This window comes from Streptomyces sp. NPDC058246 (assembly GCF_042881985.1).
GTDB lineage: Bacteria > Actinomycetota > Actinomycetes > Streptomycetales > Streptomycetaceae > Streptomyces.
The window spans coordinates 47,082-71,266 of sequence record NZ_JBHVWZ010000044.1 but is presented as its reverse complement, the minus strand read 5'-3'; the positions used below and the strand labels follow the sequence as shown (position 1 = coordinate 71,266).

At 70.2% G+C, this 24,185-nt stretch carries 22 protein-coding genes; 12 read left to right on the top strand and 10 right to left on the bottom strand.

Annotated features, from left to right (window positions below; genetic code table 11):
• Positions 1-134 precede the first annotated feature (134 nt).
• On the bottom strand, positions 135-743 hold the full coding sequence (locus tag ACFVXA_RS37900) for a DUF1349 domain-containing protein (protein ID WP_383747944.1): 609 nt from the start codon (positions 741-743) through the stop codon (positions 135-137).
• A gap of 57 nt (positions 744-800) precedes the next feature.
• Positions 801-2,330 (bottom strand): aldehyde dehydrogenase (NADP(+)), encoded by a 1,530-nt coding sequence (locus ACFVXA_RS37895; protein ID WP_383747942.1) that lies wholly within the window; start codon positions 2,328-2,330, stop codon positions 801-803.
• A gap of 131 nt (positions 2,331-2,461) precedes the next feature.
• On the opposite strand from ACFVXA_RS37895, the gene ACFVXA_RS37890 reads away from it, so the two are divergent.
• The 6 genes from ACFVXA_RS37890 to ACFVXA_RS37865 all read left to right on the top strand — a co-directional run bounded on the left by ACFVXA_RS37890 (position 2,462) and on the right by ACFVXA_RS37865 (position 7,498).
• Positions 2,462-3,235: an IclR family transcriptional regulator gene (locus ACFVXA_RS37890; protein ID WP_081223720.1), complete on the top strand. Its 774-nt coding sequence runs from the start codon at positions 2,462-2,464 to the stop codon at positions 3,233-3,235.
• 10 nt (positions 3,236-3,245) lie between these two features.
• Positions 3,246-3,719 carry a GNAT family N-acetyltransferase gene (locus tag ACFVXA_RS37885; RefSeq protein ID WP_362030671.1) on the top strand — a complete coding sequence of 158 codons (474 nt, stop codon included), beginning with the start codon at positions 3,246-3,248 and terminating at the stop codon, positions 3,717-3,719.
• A 38-nt stretch (positions 3,720-3,757) separates the two neighbouring features.
• Positions 3,758-4,027: a hypothetical protein gene (locus tag ACFVXA_RS37880; RefSeq protein WP_383747940.1), complete on the top strand. Its 270-nt coding sequence runs from the start codon at positions 3,758-3,760 to the stop codon at positions 4,025-4,027.
• Entirely contained in the window at positions 4,008-5,294 is a 1,287-nt protein-coding gene (locus ACFVXA_RS37875; RefSeq protein ID WP_390028521.1) for a sensor histidine kinase, read from the top strand. The genes ACFVXA_RS37880 and ACFVXA_RS37875 overlap by 20 nt, the downstream gene beginning before the upstream one ends.
• Positions 5,291-5,944, top strand: coding sequence for a response regulator (locus ACFVXA_RS37870; protein WP_390028520.1), 654 nt, complete (start codon positions 5,291-5,293; stop codon positions 5,942-5,944). The genes ACFVXA_RS37875 and ACFVXA_RS37870 overlap by 4 nt, the downstream gene beginning before the upstream one ends.
• Before the next feature lie 102 nt (positions 5,945-6,046).
• Positions 6,047-7,498, top strand: a complete 1,452-nt coding sequence (locus tag ACFVXA_RS37865) for a penicillin-binding transpeptidase domain-containing protein (RefSeq protein WP_362030557.1) — start codon at positions 6,047-6,049, stop codon at positions 7,496-7,498.
• Positions 7,499-7,588: 90 nt separating this feature from the next.
• Here the strand turns inward: ACFVXA_RS37865 and ACFVXA_RS37860 are convergent, their stop codons facing one another.
• From ACFVXA_RS37860 to ACFVXA_RS37825, 8 genes are all read right to left on the bottom strand, one after another.
• Positions 7,589-9,040, bottom strand: a complete 1,452-nt coding sequence (locus tag ACFVXA_RS37860) for an NCS2 family permease (protein ID WP_390028519.1) — start codon at positions 9,038-9,040, stop codon at positions 7,589-7,591.
• 562 nt (positions 9,041-9,602) lie between these two features.
• On the bottom strand, positions 9,603-10,397 hold the full coding sequence (locus tag ACFVXA_RS37855; RefSeq protein WP_362030561.1) for an HAD family acid phosphatase: 795 nt from the start codon (positions 10,395-10,397) through the stop codon (positions 9,603-9,605).
• Between the two features lie 168 nt (positions 10,398-10,565).
• Positions 10,566-12,296 carry an L-arabinonate dehydratase gene (gene araD, locus ACFVXA_RS37850; protein WP_384402843.1) on the bottom strand — a complete coding sequence of 577 codons (1,731 nt, stop codon included), beginning with the start codon at positions 12,294-12,296 and terminating at the stop codon, positions 10,566-10,568.
• Positions 12,284-13,192, bottom strand: a complete 909-nt coding sequence (locus ACFVXA_RS37845; protein WP_390028518.1) for a dihydrodipicolinate synthase family protein — start codon at positions 13,190-13,192, stop codon at positions 12,284-12,286. The genes araD and ACFVXA_RS37845 overlap by 13 nt, the downstream gene beginning before the upstream one ends.
• Entirely contained in the window at positions 13,189-13,845 is a 657-nt protein-coding gene (locus tag ACFVXA_RS37840) for a GntR family transcriptional regulator (protein ID WP_389470940.1), read from the bottom strand. Before ACFVXA_RS37840 ends, ACFVXA_RS37845 begins: the two co-directional genes overlap by 4 nt.
• A gap of 365 nt (positions 13,846-14,210) precedes the next feature.
• A complete protein-coding gene (locus ACFVXA_RS37835) occupies positions 14,211-14,798 on the bottom strand; it encodes a TIGR03086 family metal-binding protein (protein ID WP_389937588.1) in 588 nt (195 codons plus the stop codon).
• A gap of 597 nt (positions 14,799-15,395) precedes the next feature.
• Positions 15,396-16,577 (bottom strand): hypothetical protein, encoded by a 1,182-nt coding sequence (locus ACFVXA_RS37830; RefSeq protein WP_383747925.1) that lies wholly within the window; start codon positions 16,575-16,577, stop codon positions 15,396-15,398.
• Positions 16,578-16,644: 67 nt separating this feature from the next.
• Entirely contained in the window at positions 16,645-17,586 is a 942-nt protein-coding gene (locus tag ACFVXA_RS37825; protein WP_383747923.1) for a 5-dehydro-4-deoxyglucarate dehydratase, read from the bottom strand.
• A gap of 383 nt (positions 17,587-17,969) precedes the next feature.
• Here ACFVXA_RS37825 and ACFVXA_RS37820 point away from each other — a divergent pair, with 383 nt between their 5' ends.
• The 6 genes from ACFVXA_RS37820 to ACFVXA_RS37795 all read left to right on the top strand — a co-directional run bounded on the left by ACFVXA_RS37820 (position 17,970) and on the right by ACFVXA_RS37795 (position 24,159).
• Positions 17,970-18,794: an NAD(P)-dependent oxidoreductase gene (locus ACFVXA_RS37820; RefSeq protein WP_362030577.1), complete on the top strand. Its 825-nt coding sequence runs from the start codon at positions 17,970-17,972 to the stop codon at positions 18,792-18,794.
• Positions 18,795-19,095: 301 nt separating this feature from the next.
• Positions 19,096-19,857, top strand: coding sequence for a DeoR/GlpR family DNA-binding transcription regulator (locus ACFVXA_RS37815; RefSeq protein WP_383747948.1), 762 nt, complete (start codon positions 19,096-19,098; stop codon positions 19,855-19,857).
• Between the two features lie 162 nt (positions 19,858-20,019).
• Complete coding sequence (locus tag ACFVXA_RS37810; protein ID WP_362030581.1) at positions 20,020-21,390, top strand: sugar ABC transporter substrate-binding protein; 1,371 nt, start codon at positions 20,020-20,022, stop codon at positions 21,388-21,390.
• Positions 21,387-22,322, top strand: a complete 936-nt coding sequence (locus tag ACFVXA_RS37805) for a sugar ABC transporter permease (protein ID WP_362030583.1) — start codon at positions 21,387-21,389, stop codon at positions 22,320-22,322. The genes ACFVXA_RS37810 and ACFVXA_RS37805 overlap by 4 nt, the downstream gene beginning before the upstream one ends.
• Positions 22,322-23,173: a carbohydrate ABC transporter permease gene (locus ACFVXA_RS37800; RefSeq protein ID WP_362030585.1), complete on the top strand. Its 852-nt coding sequence runs from the start codon at positions 22,322-22,324 to the stop codon at positions 23,171-23,173. The genes ACFVXA_RS37805 and ACFVXA_RS37800 overlap by 1 nt, the downstream gene beginning before the upstream one ends.
• The gene (locus tag ACFVXA_RS37795) at positions 23,170-24,159 is read left to right on the top strand and encodes a zinc-dependent alcohol dehydrogenase family protein (RefSeq protein WP_383747917.1); all 990 of its coding nucleotides are present in this window, start codon (positions 23,170-23,172) and stop codon (positions 24,157-24,159) included. Before ACFVXA_RS37800 ends, ACFVXA_RS37795 begins: the two co-directional genes overlap by 4 nt.
• The last annotated feature ends 26 nt before the right edge of the window (positions 24,160-24,185 follow it).

Below are 24,185 nucleotides of genomic sequence, written 5' to 3'. Positions count from 1 at the left end.
GACCCCGTGCGCGCTGTTCCCGGCGCCCCTGAATAAGGGCGCGGGGAACTGCGCAATCCTTTGACCGGGGGTCTGGGGGCTCCCGCCCCCAGGGACGGGATTGGGCAGGAGCGGCGGGGGCGAAAACCGCTGTGTCAGCTGCCGTCTCTGAGGTCCCTGGGCCAGGTCGGCCGGAACTCGATCCCGTCGTAGGTGACCACGCACCCCTCCCCCATGGGCGACTGGGTCATGAAGCCGACCAGGGCCGCCCCGGTCTCCTTCTCGTCGCCCAGGGTGAAGAGCCGCACGAAGGTCCAGCGCTCGCCGTCGCGGGAGGCGTGGAAGGCGAAGGCCCGCCCCGTGCGGCTCACCCGGAGCCAGACGGAACTGCCCTCCACGGTGAAGGAGTTGGCGTCGTCGGAGTGCCCCCGGGTGACCACCGTGCAGACGGTGGGCACGTCCGGCGAGTACTCCAGGCACAGCTTCGCCCAGGCCCGCTCCCCCACATGGACATAGAGCACCCCCGCGTCGAAGGAGGCCGCGAAGCCCACCGTGACCTTGGCGATCAGCTGGAAGTCCCCCTCGGGCGCCCCGAGCAGGCGGGGCGCGTCGGAGGCGGGGTCCAGGGCCTCACCGGTGGGCGACACGAAGCGGTCCTGCCGTGCGCCGGCCCAGCCGGTGAGCATCCCGTCCTCGTACGACCAGTGCCCATCGGGCCCGTAGGTACGGAGGGGGAAGGGAAGTTCGGGGAGTTCGACGTCCATCCACCGAGTCTCTCAGGTCGACTGCCGCGCGCCGAAACGGCGTATGCGGCAGGGCGCTCAGCGCTCCAGACGGCCGTCGTAACGGCGGGGCAACCCCAGCGGATTGTCGTCGCGCAGCTCCGGCGGCAGCAGCGCCTGAGGCGCGTTCTGGTACGCCACCGGCCGCAGCCACCGCTCGATGGCGGTGCCGCCGACCGACGTCGAGGTCGAGGTCGTCGCCGGGTAAGGCCCTCCGTGATGCTGGGCCGGGGCGACCGCGACACCGGTCGGCCAGCCGTTGACCAGCACCCGCCCCGCGAGTGGGGTGAGCTCGGCGAGGATCTCGGCACCGCGTCCCTCGCCCGCCGCCTCCTCCGTGGAGAGCTGCACGGTCGCGGTGAGGTTGCCGGGAAGACGCGAGAGCACCGCGCTCGCCTCGGACTCGTCCTCGTAGCGCGCGACCACCGTGAGCGGGCCGAAGCACTCCTCCAGGAGCAGGTCGTGCTCGCCCTCGGCCGTGAGCTTCTGCGCGGGAACGGTCAGGAAGCCGGGGCTCACCGTGTGCTCCCCGCCCGCGCCCGGGGTCACCGGCGAGTCCACGTCGGGGAGTTCGGCGCGCTCGGCGACACCGGCGATGAAGTTGTCCCGCATGCGGTGGTCGAGGAGGACGCCCGCGTCGGTGTCGCTGACGGCGTCGGTGAGGGACTTCACCAGCCGGTCGCCCGCCGCGCCCGCCGGGGCCAGGACCAGGCCCGGCTTCACGCAGAACTGGCCGACGCCCAGCGTCATCGAGCCCGCGAGCCCGGCGCCGATCGCCTCGGCGCGCTCGGCGGCGGCCGCCTCGGTGATCACGACGGGGTTGAGGGAGCCGAGCTCGCCGTGGAACGGGATCGGCACGGGACGCGCGGCCGCCGCGTCGAAGAGGGCACGGCCACCGCGTACCGAACCCGTGAAGCCGGCGGCGGCGATCAGCGGGTGCCTGACCAGCTCGACGCCCGCCTCGAAGCCGTGGACGAGGCCGACGACGCCCTCGGGGATGCCGTGCCGGCCGGCGGCCCTGCGCAGTACCGCCGCGACCAGCTCCGACAGCCCGGGGTGGTCCGGGTGCGCCTTGACCACGACCGGGCAGCCGGCGGCCAGCGCGCTCGCCGTGTCGCCGCCCGCGACCGAGAAGGCGAAGGGGAAGTTCGAGGCCGAGTAGACGGCGACGACGCCCAGCGGCACCTTGTAGCGGCGCAGGTCCGGGATCGGCGGGGTCGCGGTGTCGTCGGGGTGGTCGATCACGACGTCGAGGAAGGCGCCCTCGTCGACGATGTCCCCGAACGCGCGCAACTGGTAGCAGGTGCGCGCGAGTTCGCCGGTGAGCCGGACCGGGCCGAGCGCGCTCTCCGCGTCCGCGGCCTCGACGAGCTGGTCCTTGGCGCCTTCGAGCAGGTCGGCGGCGGTACGCAGGAACGCGGCGCGCACGGTGCGGTCGGCGAGCGCGGGGCGCGCGGCGTGCGCGGCGCGCACCGCCTCGTCCACCTCCTGTGCTGTGGCCTCCACCGCAACCTGCTCGCGCTGCTTCCCGGTACGGGGGTCGACACTCCAGACTGGTGCTGCTGCCACCGCGGGTCCCTCCAGATGTCATGCCGCAGTTCTTGTGTCACTCATCACCGGCGTTCGATATACTGAACGCTGTCTCTGATGGTGAATATGATGCGGAGACTATTTCCCGTCGAACGAGGGGGTCAAGGGCGATGTCGGCAGGCGAGACAGGCGGCGGAGCGCAGGTCAAGTCCGCGGTGCGGACCGTGGAATTGCTCGAGTACTTCGCCGGCCGGCCCGGTATGCACTCCCTGGCCGCGGTCCAGGAGGCCGTCGGCTATCCGAAGTCCAGCCTCTACATGCTGCTGCGTACGCTCGTGGAGCTCGGCTGGGTCGAGACGGACGCGACGGGCACGCGGTACGGCATCGGCGTACGGGCGCTGCTGGTCGGCACGTCGTACATCGACGGCGACGAGGTGGTCGCCGCGGCCCGGCCCACGCTGGACCGGCTCTCCGACGACACGACGGAGACGATCCACCTGGCGCGGCTGGACGGCACGAACGTCGTCTACCTCGCCACCCGCCAGTCGCAGCACTACCTGCGTCCCTTCACCCGGGTGGGCCGCCGGCTCCCCGCGCACTCGACCTCGCTCGGCAAGGCGCTGCTCGCCACCCACACCGACGAGCAGGTGCGCAAGATGCTCCCGGAGACGCTGCCCGCGCTCACGGAGCACACGATCACCGACCGGGAGAAGCTCATCGAGGAGCTGCGCCAGGTGCGGGAGCAGGGCTTCGCCGTGGACCGCGAGGAGAACACGCTGGGGCTGCGCTGCTTCGGCGTCGCGATCCCGTACCGGACCCCTGCACGCGACGCGATCAGCTGCTCGGTCCCCGTGGCCCGCCTCACCCCCGCCCACGAACAGATGGTCAAGGACGCCCTGTTCGACGCGCGTGACCGGCTCACGCTCGCGACGCGGAGGCTCTGAATTGTCCGGCATCGAGGTCATCCTGCGCGAGGTCCACGACAGCGATCTGCCGGTCTTCTTCCGCCAGACGAACGACCCGGAAGCGCTCCGCATGGCCGCTTTCACCCCGAAGGACCCCGCTGACTGGACCGCCTTCGAAGCCCACTGGCGCCGTATCCGCTCCTCGTCCGACGTCGTGGCGCGTACGGTCCTGGTGGACGGCGACGTCCTCGGCAGCGCGGCGGTGTACGGCTCACCGGGCGAGCGGGAGGTGACGTACTGGATCGACCGCGCGTACTGGGGCCGCGGCATCGCGACCGCCGCCTTGCGAGCCCTCCTGGCGCAGCTCCACGAGCGCCCGCTGTACGCCCGCGCCGCCGCGGACAACACCGCATCCCGCCGGGTCCTGGAAAAGTGCGGCTTCCGCGTGACCGCCCGGACCAGCGGCTACGCCAACGCCCGCGGCGAGGAGATCCCCGAGGTCGTGCTGACCCTGGAGGCCTGACCACGGCAGAGGCCCCCTCCCCCTGGTGACCGCCCTCGTTGACGGGCCCGGCACCGCGGGTTGCGGACCAGGTCGCCCGGATCGCCGGGAGTCGCCTCGGTATCCCCGAGGGGAGCTCGCTGCTGGAACACCGGGCCGGTGTGGACGACTTCGCCGAGCGCCCGCCGGAGCTGATGGAGCTCGCCTACGCTGTGCACATGCTCGTCGGCATGCTCGTGGTCGCCCTCGGCGCGCACCACTTCGCGGAGCGGACCGGCTCTGCCGGGCCGGCGCGGCGTGCCACGAACAATGGGGTCTTTCCTGCCTGAGCGAAGTCGAAAGCCTGGGGAAGCGTTCGCCCGGTTCCTGTTCGGACGGCGGGCGCGGCGACGGTGGATCCATCTGATCCTCGGCGGCGCGCTCGCGATGCCGTACGTCCTCGTCGGTGAGGTCGTCGTCGGGCCGGCCACCGACTCGCGCTACGTGTTCAACTCCTTCCCCCTCCAACTCGTGTCCTTCGCCGTCGGGTTGCCGCTCGCCGCGGTCACCGCGCTGTTCCCGTTGACCCGGCCGATGTCGGTGGCCGGGGTGCGCGCGCTGTGCGGGGTCGACGGCGACCGGCTCGCCGACGGTCCTCCGCGGACCTGGGCGGCCCGCCGCCGTACCGTCGGCTGGTTCACGCTGCACCTCGGCTTCGGCGGGATCATCAGCGGCATGTCGCTGGCCGTGCCACCCTTCGCGGCCGTCCTCGTCGTGCTGCCGCTCGTCGCGGGACTGCGCGGCTCCCGGCTCGGGCTGCCCGAAGTCCTCGACCACACCTGGGCGTTGGCGCTCTCGCCGGTCGCCGGGGTCGCCACCCTGATCGCGCTGGCCGCCTGCGCCGCCGCCGGCGGGAACCTGCTGGCCCGCTGGGCGCCCGCGCTGCTCGGGCCCACGCCCGAGGACCGGCTCGCCGCCGCCGAGCGCCGCGCCGCCGATCTCGCCGTACGCAACCGGCTCGCCCGCGAGCTGCACGACTCCGTCGGCCACGCCCTCAGCGCGGTCACCCTCCAGGCGAGCGCGGCCCGCCGCGTCCTCGACACCGACCCGGACTTCGTCCGCGAGGCCCTCGCCGCGATCGAGGACACGACACGGCGGACGGTGGGCGAACTGGACGCGGTGCTGGGTGTGTTGAGGGAGGGCGACGAGGAGAAGGAGCCGACGTCCCCGACCCTTGCCGACGATCTCGACGGCCTGCTGCGCCGCACCCGCGCCGGCGGTCTCCAGGTGACCGCCACGGTCGAGGTGAACCCGGACGCCCTGCACCCGCTCGTCTCCCGGGAGGCGTACCGGATCGTGCAGGAAGGCCTGAGCAACGCCCTGAGACACGCGGGCGCGCGCACCCCGGTGACCCTGCTGATCACCGGTGGCGGCAAGCAGCTGGAGATCGTCACCACGAACCCGACGACGGCAACCGGGGTTCCCCGGCCGGGCGGCGGTCACGGGTTGCGCGGGATCGCCGACCGCGCCCGGCTGCTCGGCGGCACGTCCGAGGCGGGCCCGGTGGACGGGGTGTGGCGCCTGACCGTACGACTGCCTCTGGAAGGAACCCCATGACCGTCCGCATCGTCCTCGCCGACGACGAGCGCATGGTGCGCACCGCCCTGCGGGTGATCCTCACCGCCGAGCCCGACCTGGAGGTCGTGGGCGAGGCGGCGACCGGCGCCGAGGCCGTGTCCGTCGTACGGGAGCTCACACCGGACATCGTCCTCATGGATGTCCGCATGCCCGGGATCGACGGCATCCGCGCCACCGAACAGATCGTCGCGACGCTTCCCGATCCCCCGCGCATCGTCGTCGTGACGACCTTCGAGAACGACGCCTACGTGTACGAGGCGCTGCGCGCCGGCGCCTCGGGGTTCCTGCTCAAGCGGGCCGAGGCGGACGCGCTCGTACAGGCCGTGCGGCTGGTCGCGCACAGCGACACGCTGCTGTTCCCGTCGGCGGTGCGCGCGCTGGCCGCCGAGCACGCGCGGACGCGGCCCGCCCCGCCGCCGTGGGTGGCGAAGCTCACGGCGCGGGAGAGCGACGTGCTGCGGCTGATGGCGACGGGGCTCACGAACGCCGAGATCGCCGGGCGCATGGGCGTCGGTCCGGCGACGGTGAAGACCCATGTGGCGGCCGTGCTGGCGAAGACGGGCACCCGGGACCGCACCCAGGCGGTGATCGCCGCCTACGAAGCGGGCTTCATGAAGGACGCCGACTGACCTCCGTGAGGACGGCGACCGACCTCCGTTCGATGAAGGACACATGAGAAATCCGGCCGGAAGGGAACGATTCGCTCGTGTTCACTCGTCTTCCCCAGCGGGATGAACAAGACGATCAGGCGTGCCGCCGTCTTCAGTCTGCTGCTCGTGCTCTCCCTGCTGGTCAGGGCGACCTGGGTGCAGTTCTACGACGGCAAGGCACTCGCGGACGACAAGGACAACCGGCGGAACACGATCTCGCTGTACGCGAACCCGCTCGGCAACATCATCGTGGCCGGCGACGCGATCACCGGTTCCGCGCAGACGAAGGGCAGCGACCTCAAGTACAAGCGCACGTACAAGGACGGCAGTCTGTACGCGGCGGTCACGGGCTTCAGCTCCCAGGTGTACGGGGCGACACAGCTGGAGGGCATCTACCGTGACCTGCTCGACGGCACGGACACCCAGCTGAAGAACCCGCTCGACACGCTCACCAACAAGCGCTCCGACCCGGGTGACGTGATCACCACGATCGACCCGGCTGTGCAGAAGGCGGCGTACAACGCACTGGGCAGCAAGAAGGGCGCGGCCGTCGCGATCGACCCGAAGACGGGCAAGATCCTCGCGGCCGTCTCCACCCCGTCGTACGACCCGACGGCCCTCAGCACGGGCAACAGCAGTCTCTGGAAGCAGCTGAACAAGGACGCCGACAAGCCGCTGGTGAACCGCGCGCTGCGGCAGCCGCTGCCGCCGGGCTCGACGTTCAAGCTGGTCGTCGCCGCGGCAGCGCTGGAGGACGGGCTGTACTCGGACGTGGACCAGAAGACGACCAGCCCGGACCCGTACACGCTGCCGGGCACCACCCGGGTGCTGTCGAACGAGAACCCGAACGCCCCCTGCAAGAACGCCTCGATCCGCGTGGCGCTCCAGTACTCGTGCAACAACGTCTTCGCGAAGATGGCCGTCGACCTGGGCCAGGACAAGGTCAAGGCGATGGCGGAGAAGTTCGGCTTCAACGACACGAAGCAGGACGTGCCGGTCCGGGCGTACACCAGCGTGTACCCGTCGAACATGGACAAGTCGTCCACGGCGCTGACCGGCATCGGCCAGTTCGACGTGACCGCGACCCCGCTCCAGATGGCCATGGTGTCGGCCGCCATAGCCAACGACGGCAAGCTCGTCTCGCCGCACATGGTGTCGCAGACCAGTGACGCCGGCGGCAATGTGCTGAAGAACTACGACGACAGCACGCAGACCAAGGAGATCGTCAGCTCGTCCACGGCCCAGCAGCTCCAGTCGGCGATGCAGACGGTCATCAAGGACGGCACCGGCACGAACGCGCAGGTCCCCGGCGCGACCGTGGGCGGCAAGACCGGTACGGCCCAGCACGGCGAGAACAACAGCAAGACGCCGTACGCCTGGTTCACGTCGTACGCGACGTCCGACTCCAACGGCAAGGAGGTCGCCGTCGCGGTCATGGTCGAGCAGTCGGATGCGGCGAGGTCCGAGGTCAGCGGTAACGGTCTGGCGGCGCCGGTGGCCAAGGCGATGATGCAGGCGGCGCTGAAGAACTGAGGTGCGCTGTCCCCGCGCCCGAAGGGGCGCGGGGACCCGCGCGACCAGCCACGACGGGGCCGCTTCCGGCCAACGACCCGTGGTGGCCGCCTACTTCACGTTGAACAACTGCTCGATCGGGTCGATCGCGAAGTACACCAGGAACAGCACCGACGCCCCCCACAGCAGCCAGTGGACCTCCTTCGCCTTCCCCAGCACGGACTTGATCAGGACGTACGCCAGGAATCCCGCCCCGATGCCATTGGTGATGGAGTACGTGAACGGCATCACCGCGATGGTCAAAAACGCCGGGATGGCGATCTCGTACCTGTCCCAGTCGATGTGCTTGACCTGGGTCATCATCAGGAACCCGACCGCGACGAGGGCAGGCGCCGCGGCCTGCAGCGGAACGATCGTGAGCAGCGGGGTCAGGAACAGCGCGAGGGCGAAGAGGCCACCGGTGATCAGGTTGGCGAAGCCCGTGCGCGCGCCCTCACCGACGCCCGCCGCCGACTCGATGTACGACGTCGAGGACGACGCCGACGCCGCGCCGCCCGCGACCGCCGCGGCACCGTCGATGAGCAGCACCCGTCCGAGGTTGGGCACCTGCCCCTCCTCGTCGAGCAGGCCCGCCTCCGCGCTGATGCCGACGACCGTGCCCATGGTGTCGAAGAAGTCGGACAGGATCAGGGTGAAGACGAGCAGGACGACGGTGATCGCGCTGGTCTCGCCGAAGGCGCCGAACAGGCTGAAGTGACCGAGCAGTCCGAAGTCGGGTGAGGCCACCACGTCGTCGGGCACCTTCGGCGTGGTCAGTCCCCAGCTCTTGATGTCAGCGGTGGAGTTGATGATGATCGCGACGATCGTCATGGTGACGATGCTGATCAGGATGGCGCCCTTGACCTTGCGTGCGAGCAGCCCGACGGTCAGCAGCACGCCGAGACAGAAGACCAGAACCGGCCACCCGCTCAGCGAGCCCGTGCCGCCCAGCTGAACCGGTACGGTCGTCTGCGCGACGTCCGGGATCCGGGTGACGAACCCGGCGTCGACGAAGCCGATGAAGGCGATGAACAGGCCGATGCCGACGCTGATGGCCTGCTTCAGCGGCTGCGGTATCGCGTGCATGACGGCTTCCCGCAGGCCCGTGACCACCAACACGCAGATGAGCAGGCCTTCCAGGACGATCAGGCCCATCGCGTCGTCCCAGCTCATCAGCGGGGCGATCTGGAAGGCGACGACCGCGTTGAGGCCGAGACCCGCGGCGAGCGCGAGCGGGAGGTTTCCGCCGACGCCCATGATGATCGTCATGACCGCGGCCACCAGGGCGGTGGCGGTGGTGAGTTGGACGGCGTCGAGCTGGTGCCCGAACTTGTCCTTGGCGCTGCCCAGGATGATCGGATTCAGGACGAGGATGTAGGCCATGGTGAAGAACGTGGCGAAGCCGCCGCGTATCTCCCGGCCGAAGGTGGAGCCCCGGACGGAGATCTTGAAGAACCGGTCGACGCCGTTCTCCGCTGGTGGCACGGCACTTGGCCGGTCGGTCACCTTCTGCGTTTCGGACATGGCGATACTCCTCGTCACCTGCGTGCTGGGTGTGCGGATGCTGGCTGGATTGTTCCCGCGTCGAACCGCTTTCAGGTTTTCTCCGTGTTACGGAATCGGGTTCGGCCTGTCATACGTCGTTCGAGGTTCCGTACGGGACGCTGATACGCTCTCGCATCCCGCCCCACCGGCACACCCCTTCTTCACGGGTGACACACGGGGGCGTATACGCACCCGCAGACGCGCACACCCGCCCGGTGCCGTAAGCCGCCGCACCCGCACCCGCACCCGCATACGCGTGGCACCGGCCCGGACGGGACGTCCCGCAGGTTCTCCGCTTCCGACATCGGCCACGAGTGACGGAATCCTCTTGGGCGTCCCCGGGAATGAACCACCTGTTCGCTTTCCGCGTCCCTAAAGATGCCTGCTGATCTGAGCCCCCCTCGGTCAGCAGAGGAACGCCCCCGCCGGTGACGACCGGCGGGGGCGTTTCGTACGCCGCGAAGGGGTGACGCTCACTTCATTGCCGGCGCCGACCCTCGAGCCGATCCGCCCCGTACGGACCGGCCGCTCCTGAAAAGGCTCAGCTGACGAAGTACGTCGGGTTCGGGAGCTTGTACGTCTTGTCGGCGTAGCCCCCGTCGAGGTCGGAGTACTGGTCGCCGAAGTTGGCGATGACGTCGTACCCGAGGGACTCGATGTGCTTGCGGGTGCCGGACTTGTACTGCACGGTCGTGCAGTTCCAGGCGGCGGCGGTGGCGCAGTCGCTCAAGTAGGACGGCGGGTTCGCCGCGTCCTTGAGGAACATGTGGTCGGCGTCGAGGTTGATGTCGGCGCCGACCTTCTTCAGGTTCGCGACCGCGGAGGCGCGCTGCGACTCCTTGAGGCCCGAGTTGTAGAAGACCTCGACGCCCTTGGACTCGGCGTACTCGACGAGTTCGGGGGTGCCGAAGACGGCCGGGCGGTCGGCCTGGGCCACGTACGCCGCCCAAGAGGCGGAGTTGTACGTGTAGTTGGTCTTCTTCTCGTAGTCGAGGGAGAGCAGCAGCGTGTCGTCGATGTCGAAGACGACAGCGGGGTTCTCGCCGTGCCGCTCGGCCTTGCGCGCCGCCTTGTCGATGTAGCGCTTGGCGTCCGACTCCAGGCGCGCCAGGTCCTTGGCGTACTGGCTGTCCGCGGACGCCTGGTACACGCCGCCGCTGTCGAGCGTGGTGCCGTAATAGGTGTCGATGTCCTTGACCAGAACCCCGATGTTGTAGGGCTCGTGGGTCGAGTTCGCCGTCGACTGCTCGGCGGTGGCTGCGCCGGTGCCGTACAGGGCAGCGCCGGCGACGGCACAAGCGGCACCGATGGCTGCCGCTCTGAGGGACTTCCGCATGGATTCTCCGGATCTGGGTGTGTTGGATTCCGCACCAGGTCACGGACTGTCTACGCGCATCACGCGTGCCGCGCGAGGGCCTTTATCCGATCGATACCTCACCCACAGGAAAAGAGAAGCGGCCGCGGTCCTCGTGGGCCCCTCTCACCCGGCGTAGGGGTCCGGCACTCACCCGGCGTAGGGGTCCGGCACCTTGCCCGGCCTGGCCAGGAACGCGAAGTCGCAGCCGGTGTCGGCCTGCGTGATCTGCTCGTTGTAGAGCGCTCCGTAGCCACGCTCGTACCGCTCGGGCGGCGGCGTCCACGCCGCCCTCCTGCGGTCCAACTCCTCGTCGGTCACATGGAGTCGGAGTGACCGCGCCTCGACGTCGAGGGTGATCGTGTCCCCGGTACGCACCAGCGCGAGCGGGCCGCCGACGTACGACTCGGGTGCCACGTGCAGCACACACGTGCCGTAACTCGTGCCGCTCATCCGGGCGTCGGAGATCCGCACCATGTCTCGTACGCCCTGCTTCAGCAGGTGGTCGGGGATGGGCAGCATCCCGTACTCGGGCATGCCGGGCCCGCCCTTGGGCCCGGCACCCCGCAGCACCAGCACGCTGTCCGCGGTGATCCCGAGGGACGGGTCGTCGATGGTCCGTTGCATGGTCCTGTAGTCGTCGAAGACGACGGCGGGACCGGTGTGCTTCAGCAGCCGTGGCTCGGCGGCGATGTGCTTGATGACCGCGCCGTCCGGGCAGAGGTTGCCGCGCAGCACGGCGACTCCGCCCTCGGCCGCGACCGGGTTCTCCCGGGTGCGGATGACGTCGTCGTTGTGGACGAGCGCGCCGTCGAGTTGCTCCCGCATGCTGTCGTGCGACACCGTCGGCCGATCCAGATGCAGCAGATCGGTGATCCGCGACAGGAACCCGGGCAGCCCCCCGGCGAAGTGGAAGTCCTCCATGAGGTAGGTCCGGCCGCCGGGCCGGACGTCGGCGAGCACCGGCACGGTCCGCGCGATCCGGTCGAAGTCGTCGAGCGTGAGGGTGACGCCGGCCCGCCCGGCCATGGCGATCAGATGGATCACGGCGTTGGTGGATCCACCGAGCCCCAGGACGGTCGTCACCGCGTCCCGGAACGCCTCTTCCGTCAGGATGTCGGACAACTTCCGGTCCTTGCGGACGAGTTCGACGATCCTGAGCCCCGCGGCCGCGGCCATCCGGTCGTGACCGGAGTCGACGGCGGGAATGCTCGACGCGCCGGGCACGGTGACGCCGAGCGCCTCGGCGGCCGCCGTGAGGGTGGACGCCGTCCCCATGGTCATGCAGTGCCCCGGAGACCGGGCGAGCCCGCTCTCCAGCTCGGTCAGCTCGCAGTCCCCGATGAGACCCGCGCGCTTGTCGTCCCAGTACTTCCACATGTCGGTGCCGGAGCCGAGGATCTCGCCCCGCCAGTGGCCCGGCAGCATGGGCCCGGCGGGCACGAAGACGGCCGGCAGGTCGACAGAGGCGGCCCCCATCAGCAGCGCGGGCGTCGACTTGTCGCAGCCGCCCATCAGTACGGCCCCGTCGACCGGATACGAGCGCAGCAACTCCTCGGTCTCCATGGCGAGGAGGTTGCGGTAGAGCATCGGGGTCGGCTTCTGGAAGGTCTCGCTCAGCGTGGAGACCGGGAATTCGAGCGGGAAGCCCCCGGCCTGCCACACTCCCCGCTTCACGGCCTGCGCGCGGTCCCGCAGATGCACATGGCAAGGGTTGATGTCGGACCAGGTGTTGAGGATCGCGATGACCGGCTTGCCCAGGTGCTCCTCGGGCAGATAGCCGAGCTGCCGTGTACGCGCCCGGTGACTGAAGGAGCGCAACCCGTCGGTGCCGTACCACTGGTGGCTTCTGAGGTCCTCCGGACGCTTCACAGGGACCATCCGGCGGCTATCGCGGCGACTTCCGCCCGCTCGGACTCGGGAAGCTGCTCGCTCGGGGGACGCACCTCGCGGCGGCACAGTCCGAGCGAGGCCAGGGCCTCCTTGACGACGGTGACGTTGTTGGCGGACCTCTGCGCGGCACGCAGCTCCTCGAACCGGCGGACCTGCTCCCACACCTTCATCGCCGCCGGATAGTCCCCGGACCGCAGCGCTTCGATCATGTTCCGCGATACCGCCGGGACGACGTTCACGAGCCCCGAGGTGAACCCGGTGGCGCCCGCCGAGAAGTACGAGGGCGCATACGACTCGGCGAGCCCGGCCACCCATACGAACCGGTCGAGCCCGGCGTCCCGCGCGAAGGCGGCGAAGCGCGCGGCGTCCGGAACGGCGTACTTCACCCCGATGACGTTCGGGCACACGTCGGCGAGCTCGGCGAGCCGCTCCCCGGCGAGCAGCGGGTTACGGATGTACGGAACGACGCCCAGCTCGGGCACGGCCTCGGCGATGACCCGGTGGTAGTCGACCCAACCGCCCTCCGACACATACGGATGCACCGGCTGATGGACCATCACCATCTGCGCACCCAGCTCACGGGCGTGCCGCGCCGAGGCGACGGCCGTCGGCACGTCGTGTCCGACCCCGACGAGGACGACCGCCCGGTCCCCCAACTCCTCGACGGTCAACTCGACGACGAGCCGCCGCTCTTCGGGAGTGAGGGCGTAGAACTCGCCCGTGTTGCCGTTGGGCGTAAGGGTTTTCACCCCGCCGTCGAGCAGCCGACGCGACAGGGCCCGGTGAGTGTCGCGATCGATCGAGCCGTCCTCCGCGAACGGGGTCACGGGGATCGCCACGACCTCGGCGAGCGCCGCCCGCTGGATCTCGTACGTCGCTGTCATTCCTGTCCATCCTCTTCCTGGCCCCGGGGGAAGGCCCGTCGCACGAACGACGCGATGTGCGCGTGCAGCGCGTCGGCCGCGCCGTCGGCGTCACCGGCCAGCGCGAGCCGCAGGATCTCCCGGTGTTCGCCCGCCTCGCGCTCCCAGGACGGGTCGGCGGCCCAGGCGACCGCCGACACCAGGGCGGCCTGGTCGCGCACTTCGTCGAGCATCCGGCCCAGCAGCGGATTGCCGCAGGGCAGGTACAGGGCACGGTGGAACTCCCGGTTGGCGAGCGAGCGTTCGGCGGTGTCGGTGGCGGCGTCGGCGCGGGTCAGCGCCTCGCGCGCGGCATCGAGCGAGGCCTCGCGCCGTACGGCCCTGCGCAGCGCCTCAGGTTCGAGCAGCAGCCGCACGTCGTACACCTCGCGCGCCATGTCCGCGTCCACCATGCGCACCGCGACGCCCTTGTACTGGTTCATCACGACGAGCCCGGTACCGGCCAGGGTCTTGAGCGCCTCGCGCACGGGCGTCTTCGACACCCCGAACTGCGCGGCGAGCTCGGTCTCGACCAGAGCCTGACCCGGCGTCAACTGCCCGGTGAGGATGCGGTGTTTGATCCCGTCCAGCACGAACTGCGTGCGGGAGGGGATCGGGGTGGGCACAGAGGTCATGCGCGCCTCTCGGATCTCACGGGTCGGATCGGATCGCGTGGACCGACGCATCGGGTGCATCGAATGCTTCGGGTACTTCGGGTACTTCGGGTACTTCGGGTACTTCAGGTACTTCCGAGCTCGTATATCGCGTCTCATATATGACGTACGAAGTACGACGCGTTGAAGGTAGGAGCGCGACCGTGTTTCGTCAACGCTTGCGACAAAAGAAGTCGGGGTGACCGGTGGGCCTGGCGTTCGCTTCCGCGATGGGACACCCCCCACGCGTTGAGCAGTGGGGGGTGTCTCGCCGGATACTTCGGGCAGCCGGATCAAGGGTTTGCGTACTCGGGGGACAGCGGACCCTGCCCCGCTCTCGCCGCTCCCTACGGCTTCCAGCCGGGGTCGCGACCGCTGAGCCCGATCGCCCTGTCGAGCAGTGGTGCGTCGTCGGGCACCGGCACCACCGGCCCGAAGATGCCCCCGCCCCGGCTCGGATCCGCGGCCGCGGCGGCGAGGAACTCGTACGACACCTGGAGAGCGGCGGGGTCGGGCTCGTACTCCTGGCCGGTGGCCCGGGCGAGGTCCCAGCCATGCATCACCAGCTCGTCAGCGGCGACGGCAGCCGCCACCGCACCCGGCAGCTCCACGCCGCCCGCCCGGGTCACGCCGGTCCAGGCGGCCGGGTCGCGCCAGGCCTCGGCGAGCTCGTCGAGCGCCTTCGGCAGGGCCACCCGCCAGCCGGGCTCGATGTCGGGCACGACGGCGCCCGGGCTGGTTGCCGTCGTGGGCCCCAGGTCCTTGTGCCCGGCGTCGCGGAAGGCGACGGCCAGCCCGGCCAGGTGGCCCAGCATGTTGTGCACCGCGTACTCCGGGCAAGGGGTCACACCGTCGAGCTGCTCCTCCGTCACGCCGTGCGCGAGACGCGCCACGATCAGGGCCTGCGGCCCCAGGTCGAAAGTCGGGCTGGTCATCCGCTTCTCCTCAGCGCTCGTCTCCACTTGAGGGGTAGACCGTGGCGGGGCCCGAAACTCATCGCTCTCGGCCGAAAAGCGGAAGCAGCCGGCTCTCCAGGGCACCTGCCCGATCCACGACCCCCTCCTCAGCACCACGATCACCATCCATGACATGGACGGTGGCGACACCTGCCATGACATGGACGGTGGCGGGTGTGGTGAGTGATCGCAACGCGGGGTCGCCCCTGGCCACGGTGGTGGTCTCCGGTGAGGCCGTCACGGCCGCCCTCCGGGCCATCCCCTCCCGGCCATCCCTCGGGGCCACCCCTCCGGGCCGTCCCCTCCGGCCCGTGGTCCTCGCCCCAGCCCTTCGCCACCCCCTCGCCCCTACCCGCCCCGGCCTGAGGCCTGCGCCCCCGGACCCCCATCGGCCTGGACGGCCTGGCCCGCCTCGTCCTCGCACGCCGGACGGGCCAAAGGATCTCCAACCCGGACGGGCTGGATGCGCGCGCACGCGCCCGCGGGCGTCGGCGCGCGTGAGGGGGGCCCGACCCGCCCACCCGCCAGCCCGGCCCACCCGCCGGGCGGACACGTCACCGGCAGCATCCGGACGGCTCAGTCCAGCCCCGCCACCGCCGCTCGCACAGCCTCCAGATCCCGGTCAGAGGCCAACCCGGCGTGATAAAGCCGCAACTCCGTCGCCCCCGACGAAGCCGCACGCTCGGCATCCGCGGCCAGCCCGCCCGGCCGCCCTCCCATCCCCGCCACCACGGTGAAGTTGGCGGCGAGTACACGGGCCTGCCCGGCCTCCCGCCCCACCTCCGCGAACGGCCTCAACAGCCCCACACCACCCGTACACGGCACCACCACCCCGTCCGCCACGGACAGAATGTGCCCGGGGTCGACCCCGGCGTTCGCACCGCAGTGGTACGACACGGGATCCGCGTGCAGCAGCACCTGGAACCCGCCCGGCGCAGCCGCCCGCACCGCGGCGACCGCCGCCTCCTGGAGCGCACGGGCCACCCCGTCACGCCACCCGCGCGAAGCCCCCGCGAGCTCCTCCCCGAGCAGCTTCTCGACCCCTGCCCAGCCCCCTTCCGACGTCGCGGCACCGCGCCACACCGGCTCCAGCGCCTCCCGTACCGCGCGCGCCAACTCCCCTGCGTCCACGCCCTGTTCCGCGTAACCGTCGAGGCACACCGGACAGAAACACAGCGCCATCAGGTACTGCCCGGCATCTCCGAGCCCCACCCCGCCGATCTTGTCGTGCGCGTGCAGATGGGCCAGGCCGTACCAGCCGAGCGACTCCAGCTCCGTCCCCCTGGCCCCCGGCCGCACCGCGGCCTCCGCCGCGAGGTCGACCAGATAGTCGCGCGTCGCGGGCTGCGCTATGCACGGCGCCCAGGGGTACCGGTCCCCGTACGCGTTGACCACGGACGTCGACGGGTGTTCCTCCCCCATACGGGAGTTGTGCGCGAGGACCACCCAGGTGTGGACCTCCAGCCCGGCATCGGCAAGCTCCGCGGCAGCGGATCCGTACGCGTCCCCCGGCGCCCACTCCCCGGCCGCGTACGGGCGCAGCGAACGCCCCTCCCAGCGGGCCTCCTCCACCGGATACAGCACGGCGGCGTGCGAGGCCGTGACGATCCGATGCCGGGGGTGGCGGGGCGTCAACGCGCGCGTGGAGTGGTACGCGGACGCGAGCGTCACCTGTCGCACCCCGAGCCCGGCGATCCGCGCGGCGGCCTCCGGATCCCCGTTGACGTCCCACGGGTACAGGAACGCGGACGTCTTCACATGCTCTCCTCGAGAAGCCCCGTCAGAAACCCCGCCACAAGCCGCGCCCGCACCGTCACATGCGCCGTCACATGTCCTCCTCGATCAGCGCGTAGCCACGCTCGATCAACTGGGCGAGCTGCTTGACATGGTCCTCGGCCGGCTCGTGCAACGGCGGCCGCACCTCCCCCACGTCCAGCCCCCGCAGCCGCACGCCCGCCTTGACGAGCGAGACCGCGTACCCGCGTCCCAGCGCGCGCAGATCGACGAACGGCCGGTAGAAACCGTCGAGCAGCCGGTTCGCCGTCTCGTCGTCCCCGGTGTTCAGCGCCGTGTGAAAGGCCAGCGCGACCTCCGGCGCGAAGCAGAACACCGCGGACGAGTACAGCGTGATCCCGATGCCCCGGTAGGCGAGCCCGGTCAGCTCGGCCGTCGGCAATCCGTTGAAGTACAGGAAATCACCCGGGACTTCGCTGCGCACCGCGCTCACGATCCGCTGCATCAGATCGAGATCGCCGACCCCGTCCTTGAACCCGATGATCCCGTCGGTGCGCGCCAGCTCGACAACGCTCTCGGGCGTGAAGACGGCGTTGTCGCGCTGATAGACGATGACGTCCAGCGAGGTGGCCGCGGCGACCTCGCGGTAGTGCAGCAGCAGGCCCTCCTGCCCGGCCACGACGAGATACGGCGGCATGGCGAGCAGCCCGTCCGCACCCGCGGCCTCGGCGAGCCGCGCGTACCGCACGGCGAGCGCCGTCCCGTATCCCGCTCCCGCCACCACCGGCACGCGCCCTGCCGTCGCCTCCACGGCAACCCGCACGCACGCCTCGAACTCCTCGGGCGTGAGCGCGTGGAACTCACCGGTGCCGCAGCACGCGAAGACGGCCGCGGCACCCGCCGCGACGCCGCGCCGCACGTGCTCCCGGTAGACATCGAGGTCGAGCGCACCGTCGGGGCCGTACGCGGTGACGGGGAAGAACAACGGCCCGCTGGGAATACTCAGTCGAGCGGCGAGAGGGGCTGAGGTCACGGGCTCTCCCTAAACAGGTGCTCACCGGTGCACGTTTCTGATCCACGTCTATATTTCTGAACGCGCCCACGCTAAGACGCGACCTCGGCGGCGGTCAAGCGCGCACGCAGGCGACACGACGGCGGATCGCAGCCGATGCGTAGCGGATTCGCCACCTCCGCGCGACACTTGACGCGGCGGGCCGCCGCTCCCTAGCGTGTCCATAGACCGTCCATGGATGTGAATCTCGTACACGCATACGGCCGCTTGACCAGAACGCGACACGGCCGCTCGACCAGAACGCGACCCTGAGCCCCAACCGGCACCCGGCCGGCTTCGGACCGCACCCGGCCGCATCCGGCCGGCACGACGCGGCACACCGCCCGCCCCGAGGAGACACCCGCATGCCCGCTCCCCGCACCGTTCTGCTCACCGGCGCCGCCGGCGGACTCGGCACCCTGATGCGCGGGCTGCTGCCGCGGTACGGCTACGAGCTGCGCCTCCTCGACGTGCTGCCCGTCGAGGGCGAGCCGGACGCGATCACCGCGGACCTCGCCGACAAGGCGGCCCTGCGCGAGGCGGTGCGGGGCGTCGACGCGATCATCCACCTCGCCGGAATCTCCCTGGAATCCTCCTTCGACAAGATCCTCAAGGCCAACATCGAAGGGACGTACAACCTGTACGAGGCGGCACGCGAGGAGGGCGTACGCCGGATCGTCTTCGCCTCCTCCAACCACGCCGTGGGCTTCACCCCACGCCCGCACGGCGACGCCCCCTTCGACGACAACGCCTTGATCCCCATCGACACCCCGCGCCGCCCGGACACCTTCTACGGCCTGTCCAAGTCCTTCGGCGAGGATCTGGCGCAGTTCTACTGGGACAAGCACGGCCTGGAGACCGTCTCGGTCCGCATCGGCTCCTGCTTCGCCGAGCCCACGAGCGTGCGCATGCTCTCCGTCTGGATGAGCCCCGAGGACGGCGCCCGTCTCTTCCACGCCGCCCTCACCGCCGAGGACGTCCGGCACACGGTCGTCTACGGCTCGTCCGCGAACACCCGCCTGTGGTGGGACCTCGCGACCGCGCGGGCCCTCGGTTACGAGCCGCGGGACGACTCCGAGCCGTACGCCGAGAAGCTCATCGCCGAGCAGGGCGACCTGGACCCGGACAACCCGGACCACGCCCACCTCGGCGGCCACTTCACCACGCACCCGCCGATCTGGCCGTACTGACGCCACGGCCGGGCAACACTGACGCCACGGCGGGGCGAAAACCCAAGGGCGGGCACCGAACGGGCCCGTCCACCGCCATGTTCGGGCACGAACGCTGCCCGATCCCACCTCCCCACCCGTTCCCTCCCAGGTCCGCCGCGGGCACCGGGAGCGCGAAACGGGCACAGACGGTCATCATCGGGCACGCAACAGGCCTGGTCAGTGGCCGAAACCCGCTGTAGAACTTCCCTCAAGGGCGCACCGGGCCCGAACGGGCACTGTGCGACGGAGCACAAGGGAGCGGGTGACGGCCGTGGCGAGCATGACGGCGGAGGAACGGCAGCGCGAGATCGTCCACGCCGCGCGCCGCACGGGCTCGGTCGACGTCGCCGCGCTCGCCGCGGAGCTGGGCGTGGCCAAGGAGACCGTACGACGGGATCTGCGCACCCTGGAGGACCACGGTCTGGTGCGCCGCACGCACGGCGGCGCCTACCCCGTGGAGAGCGCCGGCTTCGAGACGACGCTCGCCTTCCGCACCACGAGTCATGTGCCCGAGAAGCGCCGGATCGCGGCCGCGGCCGCCGAGCTGCTCGGCGACGCCGAGACGGTCTTCGTCGACGAGGGATTCACTCCGCAGCTCATCGCCGAGGCACTGCCGCGGGACCGGCCGCTGACCGTGGTCACCGCCTCCCTGGCCACGGCGGGCGCGCTCGCCGAGGCCGACAACACCAGCGTCCTGCTGCTCGGCGGCCGGGTCCGCCCCGGCACGCTGGCGACGGTGGACCACTGGACGACGAAGATGCTCGCCGGATTCGTCATCGACCTGGCCTTCATCGGCGCCAACGGCATCTCCCGCGAACACGGCCTCACCACACCGGACCCGGCGGTCAGTGAGGTCAAGGCCCAGGCGATCCGGGCCTCCCGGCGCACGGTATTCGCCGGCGTGCACACCAAGTTCGGCATGGTCAGCTTCTGCCGGTTCGCCGACATCAGCTCTTTGGAGGCGATCGTCACGAGCACGCTGCTGCCGGCGTCCGAGGCGCATCGCTACTCACTGCAAGGTCCCCAGGTCATCCGAGTCTGAAAAGCCAACTCACCCACACCCACCCCTCCGCACCCGCCCCGCACCGCGTTCGAAAGTCCAACCCACCCCCCTCACGCCGTTCGAAAATCCAACTGCCTCTCCCCAAGGGCACACTCACACCCCGCAACGCCCCTTATCTCCCCATACGTCCAGGAGTGATCCATGCGAATCCCGAGCCGACGGAGGCCGCGCGCACTGCTCGCCGCGGTCGCCGCTGGGACGCTGCTCACCCCGCTGCTCTCCGGCTGCTGGGCCGGAGCGGGCGGCGCGGGCTCCGGAGGCAACTCCATCAACGTCCTGATGGTCAACAACCCGCAGATGGTGGAGTTGCAGAAGCTCACCACGGCCCACTTCACCAAAGAGACCGGCATCAAGGTGAACTTCACCGTCCTGCCGGAGAACGACGTCCGCGACAAGATCAGCCAGGACTTCGCCAACCAGGCCGGCCAGTACGACGTCGCCACGCTGTCCAACTACGAGATCCCGATCTACGCCAAGAACGGCTGGCTGCACGAGATGGACTCGTACGTACGCCAGGACAGCGGATACGACGAGCAGGACATCCTCGCCCCCATGCGGCAGTCCCTGACGGCCGACGACGGCAAGCTCTACGGGCAGCCGTTCTACGGCGAGTCGTCGTTCCTGATGTACCGCAAGGACGTGTTCGCCCAGAAGGGCCTGACGATGCCCGCGCATCCCACCTGGGAGCAGGTGGGCAAGCTCGCCGCCGAGGTCGACGGCGCCCAGTCCGGGATGAAGGGCATCTGTCTGCGCGGCCTGCCGGGCTGGGGCGAGCTCATGGCGCCGCTCACCACCGTCGTGAACACCTTCGGGGGCACCTGGTTCGACAAGGACTGGAAGGCACGCCTGGACTCCCCCGAGTTCGAGAAGGCGACGAAGTTCTACGTGGACCTCGTCCGCAAGCACGGCGAGTCCGGCGCGGCCCAGTCCGGCTTCGCCGAGTGCCTCAACAACATGACCCAGGGCAAGACGGCCATGTGGTACGACGCGACGTCCGCCGCGGGCCTCCTGGAGGCGGCCGACTCCCCGGTCAAGGGCAAGCTCGGCTACGTACCGGCGCCCGTCGAGAAGACCAAGTCCTCAGGCTGGCTCTACACCTGGGCCTGGGGCCTGCAGAAGGCCTCCCACAACTCGGACAAGGCCTGGAAGTTCATCTCCTGGGCCTCCAGCAAGCAGTACGAGCAGCTGGTCGGGGACACCAGCGGCTGGTCCAACGTCCCGGCCGGCAAACGCGCGTCGACGTACACCAACGCCGCCTACCGCAAGGAGGCCGCGTCCTTCCAGGACATGACCCGCGCGGCCATCGAGGGCGCCCAGCCCCGCGACCCGGGAGTGCAGCCGCGCCCCGCGCCCGGCATCCAGTTCGTCGGCATCCCCGAGTTCACCGATCTCGGCACCAAGGTCTCGCAGGAGATCAGCGCGGCCATCGCCGGACGCCAGTCCGTCGACTCGGCCCTCCAGAAGTCCCAGAAACTCGCCGAGAAGATCTCCAAGGAGTACGAGGGACGATGACCGCCACTACAACAGCCCCCATGGCGACCACTTCCGTACGCGCCGCGCACCGCCCCTCCGGCCGGCTGCGCGCCTGGGCCACCCGCGCCCCGCTCCTGCCCGCCCTGGTCTTCATGATCGTCGTGACCCAGCTCCCGTTCGTGGCCACGCTGGTGATCTCGTTCTTCGACTGGAACGCCCTGTATCCGAAGGCCCGCCACTTCACGGGGTTCGGCAACTACTCGAACGTGCTGACCGACCCGGACCTGCGCCACTCGGTCTGGACGACGATCCTGCTGACCGTGACCGTGGTCCTGGTCAGCCTCGTCCTGGGCCTGGGTCTCGCCCTGCTCCTGGACCGCAAGTTCCGCGGCCGCGGCATCGTCCGCACCCTCCTCATCGCCCCCTTCCTGGTGGTCCCGGTGGCGGCGGCACTCCTCTGGAAGCATGTGCTCTACAACCCTGAATACGGCCTGCTCAATGGGTTGTTGCACTATGTGGGCGGACCACAACCCGACTGGATCTCCCACACCCCGCTGCTCGCGGTCGAGGCCTCCCTCGTCTGGCAGTGGACGCCCTTCATGATGCTGATCCTGCTGGCCGGCCTGCAGAGCCGCTCCCACGAGCAGATCGAGGCGGCCCGGGTGGACGGCGCGAGCGACTGGCAGGTCTTCCGCCACCTCACCCTCCCGCACCTGCGCCGCTATCTGGAACTCGGCGCCCTGCTGGGCTCGATCTACATCGTCCAGAACTTCGACGCCGTCTTCACCCTCACCTCCGGCGGCCTGGGCACCGCCAACCTCCCCTACACCGTCTACCAGAGCTTCTACCAGGCCCACGAGAACGGCCTCGCCTCGGCCGCGGGCGTCCTGGTCGTCATCGGCTCGATCATCATCGCGACCTTCGCACTGCGCGTGGTGTCGTCCCTGTTCCGTGAGGAGGTGTCCCGCTGATGAGCGCCACCACGATGCGTCCCCGTCCCCGCCGCACCCGGGGAGCGGGCCTGGGCCTGGCCGCCTGGCTGGCCGGAATCGTCTTCTTCCTGCCCATCGCCTGGATGGCCCTGACGTCGTTCCACTCGGAGTCGGACGCGGCGACCAACCCGCCGTCCTTCGGCGCCGCCCTCACCCTCGACGGCTACCGCGACTTCTTCGGCACGGGAGGCGGCGCGAGCCCCTGGCCCGCGCTGATCAACTCCACGGTGGCGTCGGTCGTCTCCACCCTCTGCGTCCTGCTGCTGGCCTTCCCTGCGGCGTACGCGCTCTCCATCCGCCCGGTGAAGAAGTGGACGGACGTCCTGTTCTTCTTCCTGTCGACGAAGATGCTGCCGGTGGTGGCGGGGCTCCTGCCGATCTACCTCTTCGCGAAGAACACCGGAATGCTGGACAACATCTGGCTCCTGGTCATCCTCTACACCTCAATGAACCTGCCGATCGCGGTGTGGATGATGCAGTCCTTCCTCGCCGAGGTCCCCGTGGCGGTGATCGAGGCGGCGCAGATCGACGGCGCCAGGCTCCCCACGATCCTCGCCCGCGTGGTCGCTCCCATCGCCCTGCCGGGCATCGCGGCCACGGCCCTGATCTGCTTCATCTTCAGCTGGAACGAGCTGCTGTTCGCCCGCGTACTGACGGGTGTCGTCGCCGAAACGGCCCCCGTCTTCCTGACCGGCTTCATCACCAGCCAGGGTCTGTTCCTGGCGAAGGTGTGCGCCGCGTCGCTCGTCATCTCCCTGCCGGTGCTCGCCGCGGGGTTCGCCGCCCAGGACAAACTGGTCCAGGGCCTCTCCTTGGGAGCCGTCAAATGAAGGCCGCCGTCATCGAGTCCGTGGGCCGCGCCGTCGTCACCGAGGTCCCGGACCCGACGCCAGGCCCCCGCGAGGTCGTCGTCGAGGTCGCCGCCTGCGGCCTGTGCGGCACCGATCTGCACATCCTCCAGGGCGAGTTCGCGCCCAAGCTGCCGATCGTGCCGGGGCACGAGTTCGCGGGCGAGGTGGTCGGGGTCGGCACCCAGGTCACCGAAGTCTCGATCGGCGACCGCGTCGCCGTGGACCCGTCCCTCTACTGCTACGAGTGCCGGTACTGCCGTACGGGCCACAACAACCTCTGTGAGCGGTGGGCGGCGATCGGCGTCACCACCGCGGGAGGCGCGGCCCAGTACGCGGTCGCCCCCGTGGCCAACTGCGTGAAGCTGCCCGAGCACGTCCGCACCCAGGACGCGGCGCTGGTCGAACCGCTGTCCTGCGCGGTGCGGGGCTACGACGTGCTCCAGGCCCGCCTCGGCGCGCACGTCCTGATCTACGGCTCCGGAACGATGGGCCTGATGATGCTGGAGCTGGCGAAGCGCACCGGTGCGGCGAGCGTCGACATCGTGGACCTCAACCCGCAGCGGCTGACCACGGCCCAGCAGCTCGGCGTCTCCGCCTCCGCCGCCAACGCCGACGAACTGGACCGGCCGCAGGGCTGGGACCTGGTCGTCGACGCGACGGGCAACGCGGCGGCGATCCAGGACGGCCTGGGCCGTGTCGCCAAGGCGGGCACCTTCCTCCAGTTCGGCGTCGCCGACTACGCGACCCGCGTCACGATCGACCCGTACCGGATCTACAACCAGGAGATCACCATCACCGGCTCGATGGCGGTCCTGCACAGCTTCGAACGGGCGGCGGAACTGTTCGCGAACGGGGTCCTGGACCCCGAGATCTTCATCAGCGACCGCATCCCGCTGGAGCGCTACCCGCAGGCGCTGGAGCAGTTCGCGTCCGGGGTGGGCCGCAAGATCGTCGTGGTGCCGTAGGCGACAGCGGGGGCGCCGGACGGACT